A 14,866-nucleotide genomic window follows, 5' to 3' on the forward strand; every position below is an offset into this window, starting at 1 on the left:
GTTCTCCGCCCGTCAGTCCGCGCACGTCGCCGCCGCGGTCCGCACCCTGCGGGAGGGCGACGAGCAGGCGCGGACCCGGCCGCCGTCGGCCTCGGCCCCCGGGGGCGGCGTGCTCTCAGCGTTGCGGGAGGCGATCGAGCGGCAGGGCGTCGTACTCATCGCGTTCACCGACAACCAGGGGGTCGTCAGCGAGCGCACCGTGCTCCCGACCGAGGTCGAGGGCGGTCGGCTCACCGCGCGCGACCACGACGCCGCTGCCGACGACCCGGATGCCGAGCGCAGCTACGCCGTGCACCGGATCAGTCGCGTGGTGCCGGTGGGGTGAGCGCTGGGCGCCGCGCCGGTTTATCAAGGGATGCAGCCGAAGCTGCACTTCCCAAGCGTTGCTCACCCTGGGAAGTGCAGCTTCGGCTGCATCCCTTGATAAACCTGCAGCACCGCCGACCCCGTAAACTCGTGCGGTGATCACCCACCCCACGGGGCTCCGTGCCTCTCCGGCCTCGCTTGTCCGGCGAGCAACCCCGCGGGGACCCCGATGAACGGCCCCCTCATCGTCCAGTCGGACAAGTCCCTGCTGCTGGAGGTCGATCATCCTCAGGCCGCGGAGTGCCGCAAGGCGATCGCGCCGTTCGCGGAGCTGGAGCGGTCCCCCGAGCACATCCACACCTACCGGCTGACGCCGCTGGGCCTGTGGAACGCGCGTGCCGCCGGACACGACGCCGAGCAGGTGGTGGACACCCTGCTGACCCACTCCCGCTATCCGGTGCCGCACGCGCTGCTCGTCGACGTCGCGGAGACGATGTCCCGCTTCGGCCGGCTGCGGCTCGAGAAGCACCCCACGCACGGGTTGGTCCTGGCCTCCAACGACCGGCCGGTGCTCGAGGAGGTGCTGCGTGCCAAGAAGATCGCGGGCATGCTCGGCGCACGGGTCGACGACGAGACGGTCGTCGTGCACCCCTCCGAGCGCGGCAACCTCAAGCAGGCGCTGCTGAAGCTGGGCTGGCCGGCCGAGGACTACGCCGGGTACGTCGACGGCGAGGCCCATGCGATCGCGCTGGCCGAGGACGGGTGGAACCTGCGCGCCTACCAGCAGGAGGCCGCCGAGTCGTTCTGGCACGGCGGGTCCGGGGTGGTCGTGCTGCCTTGCGGCGCAGGAAAGACCATCGTCGGCGCCGCCGCGATGGCGCACGCCCAGGCGACCACGCTGATCCTCGTCACCAACACCGTGAGCGCGCGGCAGTGGAAGGACGAGCTGGTCAAACGCACGTCGCTGACCGCCGACGAGATCGGCGAGTACTCCGGCACCGTCAAGGAGATCCGGCCCGTCACCATCGCGACGTACCAGGTGGTCACCACCAAGCGGAAGGGCGTCTACCCGCACCTCGAGCTCTTCGACGCCCGGGACTGGGGCCTCATCGTGTACGACGAGGTGCACCTGCTGCCGGCGCCGATCTTCCGAATGACCGCGGACCTGCAAGCTCGACGGCGGATCGGCCTCACGGCCACGCTGGTGCGGGAGGACGGCCGCGAGGGCGACGTGTTCTCGCTGATCGGGCCGAAGCGCTATGACGCGCCGTGGAAGGACATCGAGGCGCAGGGCTGGATCGCACCGGCTGACTGCATCGAGGTGCGGGTGACCCTGCCCGACGCCTCGCGGATGACCTACGCGACCGCCGAGCCGGAGGAGCGCTACCGGCTCGCGGCGTGCACGAAGGAGAAGGTCGGCGTCGTCCGAGATCTCGTCGCTCGGCACGCCGGCCAGCCGACCCTGGTGATCGGTCAGTACCTCGAGCAGATCGAGGAGCTGTCCGTCGCGCTCGACGCTCCGGTCATCACCGGCGAGACACCGGTGAGGGAGCGCCAGCGGCTGTTCGAGGCGTTCCGCACCGGTGAGATCGGGCTGCTGGTGGTCTCCAAGGTGGCGAACTTCTCCATCGACCTGCCGTCGGCCGAGGTGGCCATCCAGGTGTCGGGGTCCTTCGGGTCGCGTCAGGAGGAGGCGCAGCGGCTGGGGCGGCTACTCCGACCCGGGGAGCCCGGTCCCGACGGAGAGCGCAAGATCGCCCGGTTCTACACGATCGTCTCGCGCGACACCGTCGACGCGGACTTCGCGCAGAACCGGCAGCGCTTCCTGGCCGAGCAGGGATACGCCTACCGGATCGTGGACGCCGAGGAGCTGGGCCTGGGCGACCGCGGCTGAGCCTCAGACGCCGTCGCTGCGCCAGTACAGGTCGTCCTCGCGGGCCAGGAAGCCGTCGTCGACCAGATGCACCACCGCTCGCCTGACGTGGCGAACCGGCATGTCGAGCAACCGGCCCTCCGCGCTGAAGAAGCGTTTGAGTACCTGCTGCTCGTCGGGCGGAACGCGGCTCACGCGGTCAGCCCTCCACCTCGTCGAGGAACTGCTCGTGGTTGCGGATCACCTCGGCGATGACGACGTTCAAGAACTTCTCGGCGAAGTGCGGGTCGAGCCCGCTGGACTCGGACAGCGACCGCAGCCGCGCGATCTGGACGGCCTCCCGTGCCGGGTCGGCCGGGGGCATCCCGGCTCGCGCCTTGAGCCGGCCCACCTGCTCGGTGCACTTGAACCGCTCCGCCAGCAGGTGGACGAGGGCGGCATCGAGGTTGTCGATGCTCGCCCTGAGGCGCTGGAGCTCGGAGCGTGCTTCTTCTGGAGTCACGGGGACAGTGTCCCCCTGCCGGCGCAGGGGTGCGACTCGCGTACGCCGTTCCTGGACGTCCAGGCCACCGATGCATCGAGACGCGCGCTCCACGTCTCGCCGTGGATGCTCATCCGCGGGACGACCCAGCCCAGCCAGTCACGTCGTACACCCGCCGAAATGCGGTGCACAAGGCGTTTCCGGGTACCTAGCCTCGTCCGGTTCGCACCAACGCGGGCAACGGACAGGAAGGGCCGAAGGCCACAACGAGACGATGGAGAAGATCACCCCGAAGCTCCTCAACTGGGCTTCGATCCTCGAGCCGAGCACCCGCGACCAGGCGGTGATGACGGCGACGATGCCGTTCATCCACCCGCACCTCGCGCTGATGCCCGACGCGCACCTGGGACTGGGCGCGACGGTGGGTTCCGTCATCCCGACCCTCGGCGCCATCATCCCCGCAGCGGTGGGCGTCGACATCGGCTGCGGCATGATCGCCGTGCGCACCCAGTACACCGCCGACCAGGTGCCGACCGACCGCCGGCCGCTGCGCGAGGCCATCGAGCGCGCCGTGCCGCTCAGCGCGGGCGCCGCCAACCGCAAGGTGTCCAGGGAGCACACCGAGCGTCGGCTCGACGAGCTCACTCGCAGGGCGGACGAGGCCGGGTTCGACCCGTCGTCCTACACGAAGAGCTGGGTGCTTCAGCTCGGCACGCTCGGCTCGGGGAACCACTTCATCGAGGTCACCGTCGATGAGGAGCAGCGGGTGTGGCTGTTCCTCCACTCCGGCTCCCGCGGCGTGGGCAACAAGATCGCCCAGAGACACATCAAGGTCGCGCAGCAGCTCTGCCAGACGCGGCAGGTCGACCTGCCGCACCGGGACCTGGCCTACCTCACCGAGGACACCGACGAGTTCTGGACCTACATCCACCAGATGCGGTGGGCGCAGCACTACGCGCAACTGAACCGCGAGGAGATGATGGACCGGGTGCTGCGCCAGTTCGCCGAGTGGGTCGGGGACGACGTGGAGCGGTGCGAGGAGATCGACTGCCACCACAACTACACCGAGCAGGAGACGCACTTCGGGAGGACGGTGTGGCTCTCCCGCAAGGGCGCGATCAACGCCGAGAAGGGGCGGATGGGGCTGATCCCCGGCTCGATGGGGACGGCGTCGTACGTCGTCGAGGGCAAGGGCAACCGGGTCTCGCTCAACTCGGCGCCGCACGGCGCCGGTCGGGAGTACTCCCGGAACCGGGCCCGCAAGACCTTCACCCGCGAGCACCTGCGCGAGGCGATGGTCGGCATCGAGTACCGCGACACCGACGCCTTCATCGACGAGATCCCAGCGGCGTACAAGGACATCGACCGGGTGATGGCCGACGCGGTCGACCTGGTCGAGATCCGGCACACCCTGCGCCAGATCGTCAACGTCAAGGGCGACTGAGCCGCGAACGGCGGGCCGGTGGGGAGACGACCCTGCCGGTCCGCCGCCACTTCGGCTTGAATGGGGGGATGGAGGACGACCATCCCGACCTGCCCGGTGCGCGGACCGACGAACTGCCCTGGCCGCTCAGCGGTGCCGACGCCCTGCGCGCCGAGCTGCTCTCGGCGTACGGGGACCCGACCCGTGGCCACCACGATGTCCGGCACCTCACCGAGGTGATCCACCGGCTCCAGGAGCTGGCTGCGGCCGGGGCGCGGTACGACGAGACGCCGGTCCTGCTCGCGGCGTGGTTCCACGACGCGGTGTACGACGGGGAGCGGGACGCCGAGGAGCGCTCGGCCGCCTGGGCGGAGCATGCGCTCCCCGACGTGACCGACGAGGCCACCGTTGCGGAGGTGGCCCGCCTGGTCCGGCTCACCGAGCACCACCGGCCGACACCCGACGACGCGAACGGCTGCGCGCTCTCCGACGCCGACCTCGCGATCCTGGGCGCGCCGATCGACCGCTACGAGGAGTATGCGAGCGCCGTGCGCGCGGAGTACGGCCACCTGCCGGACGACGTGTTCGCGGAGGGCCGGGCGACCGTACTGCGCCAGCTCACCAGCGAGCCCCAGCTCTTCCACACCACTCACGGGCGAGCGCACTGGGAGGCTCGGGCGCGGGAGAACGTCGCGCGCGAGCTGGAGAAGCTGGACGTGGCGGGCTGAGCGGGACAGGGTCACCGCAGAAGACGCCCGTCGTCAGGGCACGGGGAGACGATCGACCCGCGCCGCAGGCGTGCGAGCGGCCGTGACGACGCCGAGCACGGCGATGCCCGTCGCCAGGACGAAGACGGATACGAACGGGTCGCCGGCTGCCCGGGTGGCGATCGCGAAGACGATGCCGGACAACGACAGGGACAGCGCGCCGCCGAGGGAGTCGGCGATGGACAGGGCCGAGGAGTTGAACCCGCGGTCCGCGTCGCTGGAGGCCGCGAGCATCGCCACGCCGGTGCGCGGGTAGCCGAAGCCCATGCCGGCGCCGGCGACGACGTACGCCGCCATCGCGAGCACCGGCGCGCCGTGGCCGACCACGACCACCAGGAGAGCGGCCGTGCCGGCGAGCACGAGACCGCTGCCCCAGCGCATCGCCGTCACGTCGGAGATCCGCTGGCCGAGCCGGGACTGCACCTGGCTGGAGACGGCCCACACGATGCCGACGGCGGTCAGTGCCAGGCCGGCCGTGCCGGGCGTGAGGCCCCAGCGGTCCTGGAGGACGAAGACGATGTAGGCCTCGGCGCAGAAGAACGACCCGCTCAGCAACCCTCGGGTGCCGATCACGGCAGGGAGCCCGCGCCGGGCGACAAGCGTCCCCGCGGGCAGCATCCGCCGGAGGGAGAGGAGCACGACGCCGAGCGCGGCAACGCCGAGCAGACCGACGGCTCCGCTCCGCGACCCGAGGAGCTCGAGGACCAGAACGGCGACGCCGCCCACCGCGGCCCAGAGCAGCCGCGATCGCACCGGCGCGGTCTCCTCGTCGCGAGGCTCCAGCCCGCGCAGCGCCGGCACGATGAGCAGCGCCGCCAGCGCGACGAGCGCGACGACGCCGAGGAACACCCAGCGCCAGCCGAGGGCGTGCGCCACGAAGGCCGCCAGCGCGGGCCCGAAGAGGGAGGGAAGCACCCACGCGGCCGCGAAGCTCGCGAACACCGCAGGCTGCAGGATTGCGGGGAAGACGAGGCCGACCACGACGTAGAGGCAGACGGTCATCGCCCCGCCGCCCAGCCCCTGGAGCACCCGGCCGGCGACCAGCACCTCCATGGACGGCGCCGTGCCGCACACGACGAGACCGGTGGCGAACAGCGCCAGTGCCCCGGCCAGCGGGGCGACCGGACCACGGCGATCGCTGCGGGCGCCGGCCACCACCATGCCGATCACGCCGCTCGCGAGTGGTGCCGCGAAGGAGAGAGCGTAGAGGCCGACCCCGTCGAGCTCGTCCGCGACGGTGGGCATCACCGTGGTGACCGCGGTGGCCTCGAAGGCCACGAAGGCGACCAGCGCGAACATGCCGATCGTCGTGGCGGCGTACGTCGGTGACAGCAGCCGCGGACGAGGGTCTCGGGTTGGGGGAGCCAGGGTCACCCGCGTGACGGTAGGACCTTGACCGGGGTTGAGGTCAACCGAGGGCGCAGCCGGTGGTCGGTCAGCTCGTGGTCGCGCAGCGCCGGCGACGGCTGTTGCTGCTCGGCAGTGTCCGGCTCGGTGTCAGCGGCGGAGAGTTCGCCGGTGGAGCCCGTCAGATTTGGCGCCGCGGAGCGGCCCGCGAGCCAGTCACCCGCTTCCCCGCACAATGGACCCTGTGGACGACAGCGTGATCTATGTGGCCCGAGCGCACGTTCTCGCCGACCTCATGGCGCGTGGGCTCACCACTCCCGGGGCGGTCACCCTCCTCGACCGCGCGTGCTCGGAGCGCAAGTGGTGGCTCGAGCAGTGGCCGGACGGAGCGCCGTACATCGCCGGCTTGGTCGCCCAGGACGTGCAGGACGCGCTCGCCGACACGTTCGGGCGGGAGGACCGGGAGGGACTGTGGCCGGTCTGCACGCACTGCCAGGACACGCCTGTCCACGCCCTCCACATCGAGCCGGACCTCGGTGGGCCCGACCCGCAATGGGTGTGCGAGGAGAGCGGACAGCCGGTCGCGCCCCTCGGCAGCCTGGCGAGGGCCTGAGCCGGTAGGACGCAGAGCCTCAGCCGCGCAGCTGGAGCCAGAGCGAGTGCCGGTCGCCTCGGAAGACGGTCTGCGAGACCTCGATCACGGTCTCCTCCCACAGCGCCCTCCGGGCGTGGCGGAGTACGACGGCTCCGGGCTCGATCCCGAGGAACCCTGCCTCGTCGTCGGTCGCCGTGCCGGCCGAGACCACGTCCTCCGCCCAGGTGGGGCGGCGCTGCCGAGCCCCCAGCTCGTCATACAGGCTCGCGGGAAGCGCGTCGACCAGCCCCGGCACCAGCGTCTCGGGGAGGTAGGCGTCGGAGACGCAGACCGGGCCCCCGTCCGCCAGCCGGACACGGCGCCAGTGCAGCACGCTCGCGCCGGGATCGACCTTCAGTGCGCGGGCCACCGCGGCCGCGGCGGGCATCAGGACCGCAGCGAGCGTCCGCGACTCCGCGACCTGGCCCCGCAGGGCCAGGTCTTCGGTGAGGCCGGCCACCCCGGTCGGGATCCGCCTCGGAGCGGCGACGAAGGTGCCTCGTCCGGGGAACCGCTCGAGCACGCCCTCGGCGACGAGCGCGTCGAGAGCCTGGCGGACCGTCATCCTGGCGACACCGAAGCGCTCGACGAGGTCTCTCTCGGACGGTGCGACCGTGCCCGGAGCTCGGTCGGCAACGAGGCCGCGCACGTACTCGCGGATGACCACGTGCTTCAACGAGCGGCCGGTCGTTCCCGCCTGAACTGATGCCACCGTCGGAGACTAGGGGCTGAGCACCCTCGAGCACCTGAAAATCACCCAAAATAACGAACTCGTAACGTGCTCACAGGGGTCCGCCCCCACCCAGGACACGCCGGCGAGGTGACCGAACACACGTTCGAACGGTCGGCTATCCTCGATCTCATGGATGTGGGCTTCCAGACGACGCTCTTCGAGCCGCCCGCCCGGGCCACCGGCGCCGGCATCGAGAGACGCCGGTTGACCGAGGGGGCGTGGGTCGACGTGGCGCGCGGCTGGCTCCCCGACGCGGACGACGTGTTCGCCACGCTGGTGGGTCACGTTCCGTGGCGCGCCGAGCGCCGCACGATGTACGACCGCGTGGTCGACGTCCCCCGCCTGGTGTACACCTACATGATCGGCGAGGAGCTCCCCCACCCTGCGCTCACGGCGGCGCGCGAGACGCTGAGCGAGCACTACCTGGCCGAGCTCGGCGAGCCGTTCCGGACCGCGGGCTGCTGCTACTACCGCGACGGCCGCGACAGCGTCGCCTGGCACGGCGACACCATCGGCCGCGGCTCCACACACGACACGATGGTGGCCATCGTCTCGGTCGGCGACCCGCGCAAGCTCCATCTCCGCCCGCGCGACCCCGATCGACGCGAGGAGTCGTTCGCGGTCGAGATGGGCCACGGGGATCTCGTGGTGATGGGCGGGTCCTGCCAGCGCACGTGGGAGCACGCCGTCCCCAAGGTGAGCGCTGCCGGGCCGCGGATCTCCGTCCAGTTCCGCCCGTTCAACGTCTTCTAGAGGTCAGAACTCCACGCCGGGCGCAGCGGTGTGCTCGGCGGGCGCCTCGTAGAACTCACGTTCCTTGACGCCGGCGACGCCCGAGAACAGCATCCAGGGCAGCGTCCTGACCGCCTCGTTGAGCTGGCGGGTGGCGTCGTTGTAGTACTGGCGGGCGAAGGCGATCTGGTCCTCGGTCTCGGCCAGCTGCCGTTGCAGGTCCGTGAAGTTCGCGTTCGCCTTGAGGTCCGGGTAGGCCTCGGCGACGGCGTTCAGCCTGACCAGCGCCTGGGAGAGCTGGGCGTCGGCCGCGGCCTTCGCCGGGACGCTGTCGCCCTGAGCGGCCTGGGTGACGCCGGCCCGTGCGCGGGTGACCTCCTCGAAGACCTCGCGCTCGTGGGTCGCGTAGCCCTTGACGGTCTGCACGAGATTCGGAATCAGCTCGGCCCGACGGGTCAGCTGGACGTCGATGCCGCCGAGGGCCTCCTCCGCGCCGATGTCGGCCTTGCGCAGCTTGTTGAACCCGACCACGCCGAACAGCGCCAGCAGTACGACCAGGCCGATCACGACCGCGGCGGTGATGCCGATGGCTGTGCCCACGTTCATGGCTGCCCCCTCAGGGCTCGGATCTCACACGGGAACTCGGACGCCAACCTATCGGGTGGCGAGGTTGGTCACCACGAACCGCCGCCGCCACCACCGCCCCCGCCACCACCACTGAACCCGCCACCGCTGCTGGAGGACGAGCGCTGCGTCGCCTGGTAGGACGAGATCGCGCTGCCGACGGTCGACTCGAAGTCCTGCACCATCGAGTCGACGTGGCTGCCGTACCCGCCGTAGCCGGCGAAGTACACCGGCGCCGGCGGCTCGCTCCCGGTCTCGAAGCGGTACTTCTCCGTCCACTCGTCGGCACAGTCGAACGCGACCGCCCACGGGATGTAGGTGGTGTAGAGCTCCTCGCGGCCGGAGAAGTCGAACCGCGCCTGGCTCGACGGCGTCGCCAGCACTCGCCGGAAACCGCCCACCCGCGCCCACAGGTCACGGCCGGTGGCGGTGCGCTTGGTCGCGGCCCCCGTCTGCAGCAGCGGTACCGCGCCGGCCGCGAAGGCCGCGAACGGCAGTCCCACCAAGGTGAGGTCGAACGGGTTGAACCACGCGACCAGCACGACGACGATCGCCGCCCCGAGGACCAGCGGCGCGCCGAGGATGCCCGCGCCGGCCGGCACGAGCAGGCCCTCGCGGCGCGCCCAGGACTTGGTCTCGCTGGCGAAGGACGCCAGCTCCTTCTTCAGCCGGCGGCCCGCCTCGACGTCCTTGCGGCCCGCGACGAAGCTGCCGCCGGGTTCGGGCAGGAGGTCGGCGACGCCGAAGGTCACCTCGTCGACGCCGTCCCAGCCCTCGGGACCCCGGGCGTCGGTGATCGTCCAGCTGTCCGGGCCGCGGTCGAGTCTCACGGCGCCGCGCTCGGCTGCGTGCATGAGCGTGGCGACGAACGCCGTGCGGTCCGTCTTCTCGTTGAGGATGTACGCCGCCTGGGCCGGGCCGATGCCCTCGGGCGGGGCGTACTGCAGCGGGAACCCTGGGGAATGCTCGACCGAGCGCCACGCCAGGAACAGCCCGAGGCCTCCCGCTCCGAGCCCGAGCAGGGCGAGGATCCCGAGCACCACCCGGCTGGGCCCGGTCACCTGGTCGAGCCGCGGCGGCCAGGGACGGGTCACCGCGGGCTCGACCGGGTCGACGGCCTGCCCGGCGATCAGCGTGACGGGGGTGTGGTCGTCGAGTCCGGTCGCTGTGACCGTGAGGGTGGTGGTGCCCTCTCCCTCGACCTGGCACGGGGAGGTTCCCATCGCCTCGGTGCCGATCACGCACTGCACGTCCTCGGCCGCCTCCGGCAGGTGCACGGTGAGGTCGGCGCTGTCGATGTCCTGCTCCCAGCCCTCGGGGACCAGCTGCCAGTAGAACTGGCTGGGCGTGTCGACGTCCGGGCCGCCGGGGGCGAGCACGGTCGGGACCCGGTAGCGGATCTGGAACACGTGGATCCCGGGGTTGAGGGTGCGATCCGCGTCGCCGATCCGGTACACGTCGTACACGCCGTCCTCGACGGTGTGATCGACCGGAACCTCACCGCCGTCCATGGTGATCTCGACGTCCTCGGGGATCCGGCGCGCCTCGGGGACGGCCTCGTCGACGCGGTCGAAGAACCGGAAGATGCCGTGCCGGTCGCCGGTCGGGAAGGCGACCGACAGGGTCTCGACCACCGACAGGTCACCCGCGTCGGACACGGTGAACTCCGCGTCGTAGCTGGTGATCCGGGTCGGCTCGTTGACCGCGTCGCCGGCGCTGAGGTCGACGTCCCACAGGAGCGCCGGGACGAACAGGATCCCCGCGAGGACGACGAACGCGCCGAGCGAGGCGAGAAGGCGCTTCATGCGGGCCACCCTAGGGCGTCCGACTAGCTCGTCGCGGCCACTTCGGCCTCCGAGCGGAGGATGCAGAACTCGTTGCCCTCGGGGTCGGCGAGGACCACCCAGCCGGTCCCGGGACCGTACTTCCCGCGGTGGTCGGCCACCTCGGTCGCACCGTGGGCCCGCAGCTCCTCGACCTCCTCGTCGCGCGTGCCCTCGCGGGGACGCAGGTCGAAGTGGAGCCGGTTCTTCACCGTCTTCTCGTCGGGCACCTCGATGAAGAGCACGCTGTGCCCGGTGCCGGGGTCGACGATCATGCACTCCTCGTGGCCCGGGAGGTTCGGGTCGCCGGCGACGTCGACGTAGCCGAGCACCGGCTTCCACCACTCGGAGAGCGCGTAGGCGTTGCGACAGGAGACCGTGGTGTGGGAGATGTACGACGTCATCGCACCACTCTCGGGGGCGGGGGGTCGCCGCCTCAAGCCGGTTTCAGGCGTCGGTGCCGTGGTCGGCGATGAACCCCAGGATCTGGTCGGCGAGCTCGGGCCGGCAGACGATCACGTCGGGGAGGTAGACGTCGGGCTGGTTGTAGACCAGCTCGCTGCCATCGACGCGGGAGGTGAACAGGCCGGAGGCACGAGCCACCGCGACCGGCGCGGCCGAGTCCCACTCGTACTGGCCGCCTGCGTGCACGTAGGCATCAGCGACGTCCCGGACGACCGACATCATCTTCACGCCGGCCGAGCCCATCGGGACCAGCTCGGCGTCGAGCTCCTTGGCCAGCGCCTCGACGAACGCCGGCGGGCGGGTGCGCGAGACGGCGATCCGCGGCCGGTCGCTCGTCCGGGCCGGCACCACCGGCGGGGCGCCGGTGTTGAACGTCTCCCCCAGGGCCGGCTGGGCGACCGCGCCGGCGATCAGGTCCCCGCCCTGCCAGAGCGCGACGTGCACGGCCCAGTCGTCGCGCGGGGGCTCGGAGAACTCTCGGGTCCCGTCCAGGGGGTCGACGATCCAGACCTTGTCGGCGCGGAGCCGGGCGTCCTTGTCCTCGGCGTTCTCCAGCGCCTCCTCCGAGAGCACGGCGTCGTCGGGACGGTAGGTCCCCAGGAGCTCCATGAGCAGCTCGTGTGCGGCACGGTCGCCGGCGTCCTTGAGCTCCTTGCCCTCGATTCCGCCGGCACGGACCTCCAGCAGGCGTCGACCGGCCGCCTCGGCCAGCCACGCAGCGAGACGGTGGTCGTCCGAGACGACCTCGGGGGCGGGTGTGCCAGGCTCGAATGTCACCGGGCCACCCTAGCGACGCCGGCGCGACGGGCTTCGAGGGCTCAGGAGTTGAACCGCTGCTGGGTCTTCTCGAGCCCCTCGGCGACCAGCGACTCGACCGCGTCCGCAGCCGTGTCGACCTGGAACGGCAGCTCCTTGCGCTCGGTGCTCGAGTAGTTCGACAGCACGAAGTCGGCGACCTCCTGGCGCCCGGGCGGACGACCGATGCCCGCACGGACGCGGTAGAACTCGCCGGTGCCCAGGGAGGAGCGCATCGACTTCAGGCCGTTGTGGCCGTTGTCTCCGCCGCCCCGCTTCACCCGCAGCGTGCCGAACGGGATGTCGAGCTCGTCGTGGATCGCGATGATGCGCTCGGCGGGCACCTTGTAGAAGGTCGCGAGCGCCTTGACCGGGCCGCCCGACTCGTTCATGTAGGAGCGCGCCTTGGCGAGCACCACACGCGGCCCGGGCACGCCCGGAGCTCCCAGGCGACCCTCGACCACGTCGGCCCGGCCGGTCTTGTGGGCGCGGAAGCCGCTACCCATCCGGCTGGCGAGCTCGTCGACGACGAGGTAGCCGACGTTGTGGCGGTGCCCGGCGTACGACGGACCCGGGTTGCCGAGACCGACGACGAGCCAGGCGTCGGTGTCGGTCACGGGCTCCTCCTCGAGCTCGGATGTGTCAGTAAAGGCGGAGCTCCCCGGCGCGGAGGTCCGCGCCGGGGAGATCAGTCGACCCAGGAACCACCTGAGCCGGCTGAGGCTCACTCGCTGTCGCCGCCCTCGGCGGCCTCGGCGGCCTCGCCCTCGGCGGCACCCGCGGCCGGCGCCTCGGAGACATCCTTCGCGATGCCGGCCTCGGCCTCGGCCTCCTCCAGCTCGGCCTCGACCTGCTCGGCGGTCTGGGCCGCGGTGACGTTGACGACCAGGGTCTCGGGGTCGGTCAGCAGCGTGGTGCCCTTGGGCAGGGTCAGCTGGCCGGCCAGGAACTGGGTGCCGGCCTCGGCGCCGGTCACGTCGACCTCGAAGGACTCGGGGATGTGGGTGGCCTCGGCCTCGACCTGGATCGTCGAGTTCTCGGTGACGGTCAGGGTCTCGCTGGCGGCGTCGCCGACGACGATGATCGGCACGTCGACGGTGACCTTCTCGCCACGGCGGACCGCGACGAAGTCGACGTGCTCGAGGACGCGGCGGACCGGGTCGACCTGGACCTGCTTGGTCAGGGCCAGCTGCGCGGTGCCGTCGATGTCGAGCTCGAGCAGCGCGTTCGCGCCGCCGTGCTTGATCGCCATCATCGTGTCGTGACCCGGCAGGGTCACGTGGATCGGGTCGTTGCCGTGGCCGTAGAGCACGGCGGGCACCTTGTGCTCGCGGCGGATGCGGCGGGCCGCGCCCTTGCCGAACTCGGTGCGCAGCTCGGCCTTGATCTTCTCGGTGCTCATGCGGATCTCCCTGGATCGTCCGGTCTCGATGGCGCCGCCCCGGAAAACCAAGAGCGCCGCGCTTCCCTCACCCGGTGACCGGCAGGGCGCGCGGCGTCGTACATGACGAGCCGGCCCAGTCGATCACGGAGTCACAGAAGCGGGTGCTCCCTCGCCGAGGCAACCGGGAAAGGCTACCCAACGGCCTCGGCAAGGACGAAATCCATGGAGCCCGCCGGGAGGGATGGCTCAGGCGTGACCGTCGAACATGGACGTCACGGAGCCGTCCTCGAACACCTCGCGGATCGCGCGCGCCACGAGCGGCGCGATCGACAGGGTCGTGAGCTTGTCGAACTGCTTCTCGGGCGGCACGGGCAGGGTGTTGGTGATCACGATCTCGGTGGCCGTGCTGTTCTTGAGCCGGTCGACCGCGGGCTCCGAGAGGATCGCGTGGGTCGCGGCGATGACGACACCGGCCGCGCCCTCGGCCATCAGCGCCTCGGCGGCCTTCACGATGGTGCCGCCGGTGTCGATCATGTCGTCGGTCAGCACGCAGATGCGATCCTTGACGTCACCGACGACGCGGTTCGCGACGGTCTCGTTGGGCCGGTCGGTGCGCCTGGTCTTGTGGATGAAGGCCAGCGGCACGCCACCCAGGCGCGCCGACCAGCGCTCGGCGACCTTGATCCGGCCGGCGTCCGGCGAGACCACGGCGAGCGGCTGGTCGCCGTACTTGCCCTTGATGTAGTCGGTGAGGACCGGCAGCGCCATCAGGTGGTCGACGGGACCGTCGAAGAAGCCCTGGAGCTGGTCGGCGTGCAGGTCGACGGTGATGATCCGGTCGGCGCCGGCCGTCTTGAACAGGTCGGCCAGGAGGCGCGCCGAGATCGGCTCGCGACCGCGGTGCTTCTTGTCCTGGCGGCTGTAGCCCCAGAACGGCATGACCACGGTGATCCGCTTCGCGGAGGCGCGCTTGAGCGCGTCGACCATGATCAGGTGCTCCATGATCCACTCGTTGATCGGAGTGGTGTGGCTCTGGATCACGAACGCGTCGCAGCCCCGGACGGACTCCTCGTAGCGCACGTAGATCTCGCCGTTGGCGAACTCGTACGCCTGGGTCGGGACGAGCTGCTGGCCGAGGATCTCGGCCACCTCGTCGGCGAGCTCGGGATGTGCCCGTCCGGAGAAGACCATCATGTTCTTCTCGGTCGTCCGCTTCAGACCGCTCACGCGCGTGGCTCCCCTGGTCGCCGGAGGTGATACCTGGATTGTGCCGTCTCGGCAGCGTAGGCCCCAAGTCCCCGTCCGTTTTCGGGACGTTCACGTGACGGCCGCCACCGCGCCGACCACCTGCCCAGCGGTCAGGCGGACGGCTCGTCCGGGTCGTCCCCGTCGCCGTGGCGCTCCGCAGCCGCCGACGCCTTCGCCTGGGGCGTGCCCGGACGACGGCGCTGCGCCCAGCCGGGGAGGTTCCGCTGGTGC

Annotated in this window: 16 protein-coding genes and 1 pseudogene; 6 read left to right on the forward strand and 11 right to left on the reverse strand. The window is 71.2% G+C overall.

Annotated elements, in window-relative coordinates; translation table 11 throughout:
• Both E7Z54_RS23460 and E7Z54_RS18385 read left to right on the forward strand, forming a co-directional pair.
• A pseudogene (locus E7Z54_RS23460) lies at positions 1-325 on the forward strand (hypothetical protein); the annotation flags it as partial.
• A gap of 210 nt (positions 326-535) precedes the next feature.
• A complete protein-coding gene (locus E7Z54_RS18385; RefSeq protein WP_136436180.1) occupies positions 536-2,200 on the forward strand; it encodes a DNA repair helicase XPB in 1,665 nt (554 codons plus the stop codon).
• A gap of 3 nt (positions 2,201-2,203) precedes the next feature.
• On the opposite strand, the gene E7Z54_RS23465 is transcribed toward E7Z54_RS18385, so the two are convergent.
• A complete protein-coding gene (locus E7Z54_RS23465; protein ID WP_168798407.1) occupies positions 2,204-2,374 on the reverse strand; it encodes a hypothetical protein in 171 nt (56 codons plus the stop codon).
• A 4-nt stretch (positions 2,375-2,378) separates the two neighbouring features.
• Positions 2,379-2,681 (reverse strand): chorismate mutase, encoded by a 303-nt coding sequence (locus E7Z54_RS18390; RefSeq protein WP_136436181.1) that lies wholly within the window; start codon positions 2,679-2,681, stop codon positions 2,379-2,381.
• 253 nt (positions 2,682-2,934) lie between these two features.
• On the opposite strand from E7Z54_RS18390, the gene E7Z54_RS18395 reads away from it, so the two are divergent.
• Positions 2,935-4,104, forward strand: a complete 1,170-nt coding sequence (locus E7Z54_RS18395; RefSeq protein WP_136436182.1) for an RtcB family protein — start codon at positions 2,935-2,937, stop codon at positions 4,102-4,104.
• A 68-nt stretch (positions 4,105-4,172) separates the two neighbouring features.
• Entirely contained in the window at positions 4,173-4,811 is a 639-nt protein-coding gene (locus tag E7Z54_RS18400) for an HD domain-containing protein (RefSeq protein ID WP_136436183.1), read from the forward strand.
• 33 nt (positions 4,812-4,844) lie between these two features.
• On the opposite strand, the gene E7Z54_RS18405 is transcribed toward E7Z54_RS18400, so the two are convergent.
• Complete coding sequence (locus tag E7Z54_RS18405; protein ID WP_206056387.1) at positions 4,845-6,224, reverse strand: MFS transporter; 1,380 nt, start codon at positions 6,222-6,224, stop codon at positions 4,845-4,847.
• A 208-nt stretch (positions 6,225-6,432) separates the two neighbouring features.
• On the opposite strand from E7Z54_RS18405, the gene E7Z54_RS18410 reads away from it, so the two are divergent.
• A complete protein-coding gene (locus E7Z54_RS18410; RefSeq protein ID WP_136436184.1) occupies positions 6,433-6,810 on the forward strand; it encodes a hypothetical protein in 378 nt (125 codons plus the stop codon).
• Positions 6,811-6,829: 19 nt separating this feature from the next.
• Here the strand turns inward: E7Z54_RS18410 and E7Z54_RS18415 are convergent, their stop codons facing one another.
• On the reverse strand, positions 6,830-7,543 hold the full coding sequence (locus E7Z54_RS18415) for a GntR family transcriptional regulator (protein ID WP_240769775.1): 714 nt from the start codon (positions 7,541-7,543) through the stop codon (positions 6,830-6,832).
• A 150-nt stretch (positions 7,544-7,693) separates the two neighbouring features.
• On the opposite strand from E7Z54_RS18415, the gene E7Z54_RS18420 reads away from it, so the two are divergent.
• Positions 7,694-8,317, forward strand: a complete 624-nt coding sequence (locus E7Z54_RS18420) for an alpha-ketoglutarate-dependent dioxygenase AlkB (RefSeq protein ID WP_136436185.1) — start codon at positions 7,694-7,696, stop codon at positions 8,315-8,317.
• A 3-nt stretch (positions 8,318-8,320) separates the two neighbouring features.
• Here the strand turns inward: E7Z54_RS18420 and E7Z54_RS18425 are convergent, their stop codons facing one another.
• The 7 genes from E7Z54_RS18425 to E7Z54_RS18455 all read right to left on the reverse strand — a co-directional run bounded on the left by E7Z54_RS18425 (position 8,321) and on the right by E7Z54_RS18455 (position 14,614).
• Positions 8,321-8,902 carry a LemA family protein gene (locus E7Z54_RS18425; protein WP_136436186.1) on the reverse strand — a complete coding sequence of 194 codons (582 nt, stop codon included), beginning with the start codon at positions 8,900-8,902 and terminating at the stop codon, positions 8,321-8,323.
• Positions 8,903-8,970: 68 nt separating this feature from the next.
• Positions 8,971-10,725, reverse strand: coding sequence for a DUF2207 domain-containing protein (locus E7Z54_RS18430; RefSeq protein WP_136436187.1), 1,755 nt, complete (start codon positions 10,723-10,725; stop codon positions 8,971-8,973).
• A 23-nt stretch (positions 10,726-10,748) separates the two neighbouring features.
• Positions 10,749-11,147, reverse strand: coding sequence for a VOC family protein (locus E7Z54_RS18435; protein WP_136436188.1), 399 nt, complete (start codon positions 11,145-11,147; stop codon positions 10,749-10,751).
• A 43-nt stretch (positions 11,148-11,190) separates the two neighbouring features.
• Entirely contained in the window at positions 11,191-11,985 is a 795-nt protein-coding gene (locus tag E7Z54_RS18440) for a 3'(2'),5'-bisphosphate nucleotidase CysQ (RefSeq protein WP_136436189.1), read from the reverse strand.
• A 41-nt stretch (positions 11,986-12,026) separates the two neighbouring features.
• Positions 12,027-12,620: an aminoacyl-tRNA hydrolase gene (gene pth / locus E7Z54_RS18445; protein WP_136436190.1), complete on the reverse strand. Its 594-nt coding sequence runs from the start codon at positions 12,618-12,620 to the stop codon at positions 12,027-12,029.
• 107 nt (positions 12,621-12,727) lie between these two features.
• Complete coding sequence (locus tag E7Z54_RS18450; protein ID WP_136436191.1) at positions 12,728-13,405, reverse strand: 50S ribosomal protein L25/general stress protein Ctc; 678 nt, start codon at positions 13,403-13,405, stop codon at positions 12,728-12,730.
• Positions 13,406-13,633: 228 nt separating this feature from the next.
• A complete protein-coding gene (locus E7Z54_RS18455) occupies positions 13,634-14,614 on the reverse strand; it encodes a ribose-phosphate diphosphokinase (protein WP_136436192.1) in 981 nt (326 codons plus the stop codon).
• Positions 14,615-14,866: the final 252 nt, after the last annotated feature.

The organism is Nocardioides sp. (genome assembly GCF_004803405.1).
GTDB classification, from domain to species: Bacteria; Actinomycetota; Actinomycetes; order Propionibacteriales; family Nocardioidaceae; genus Nocardioides; species Nocardioides vastitatis.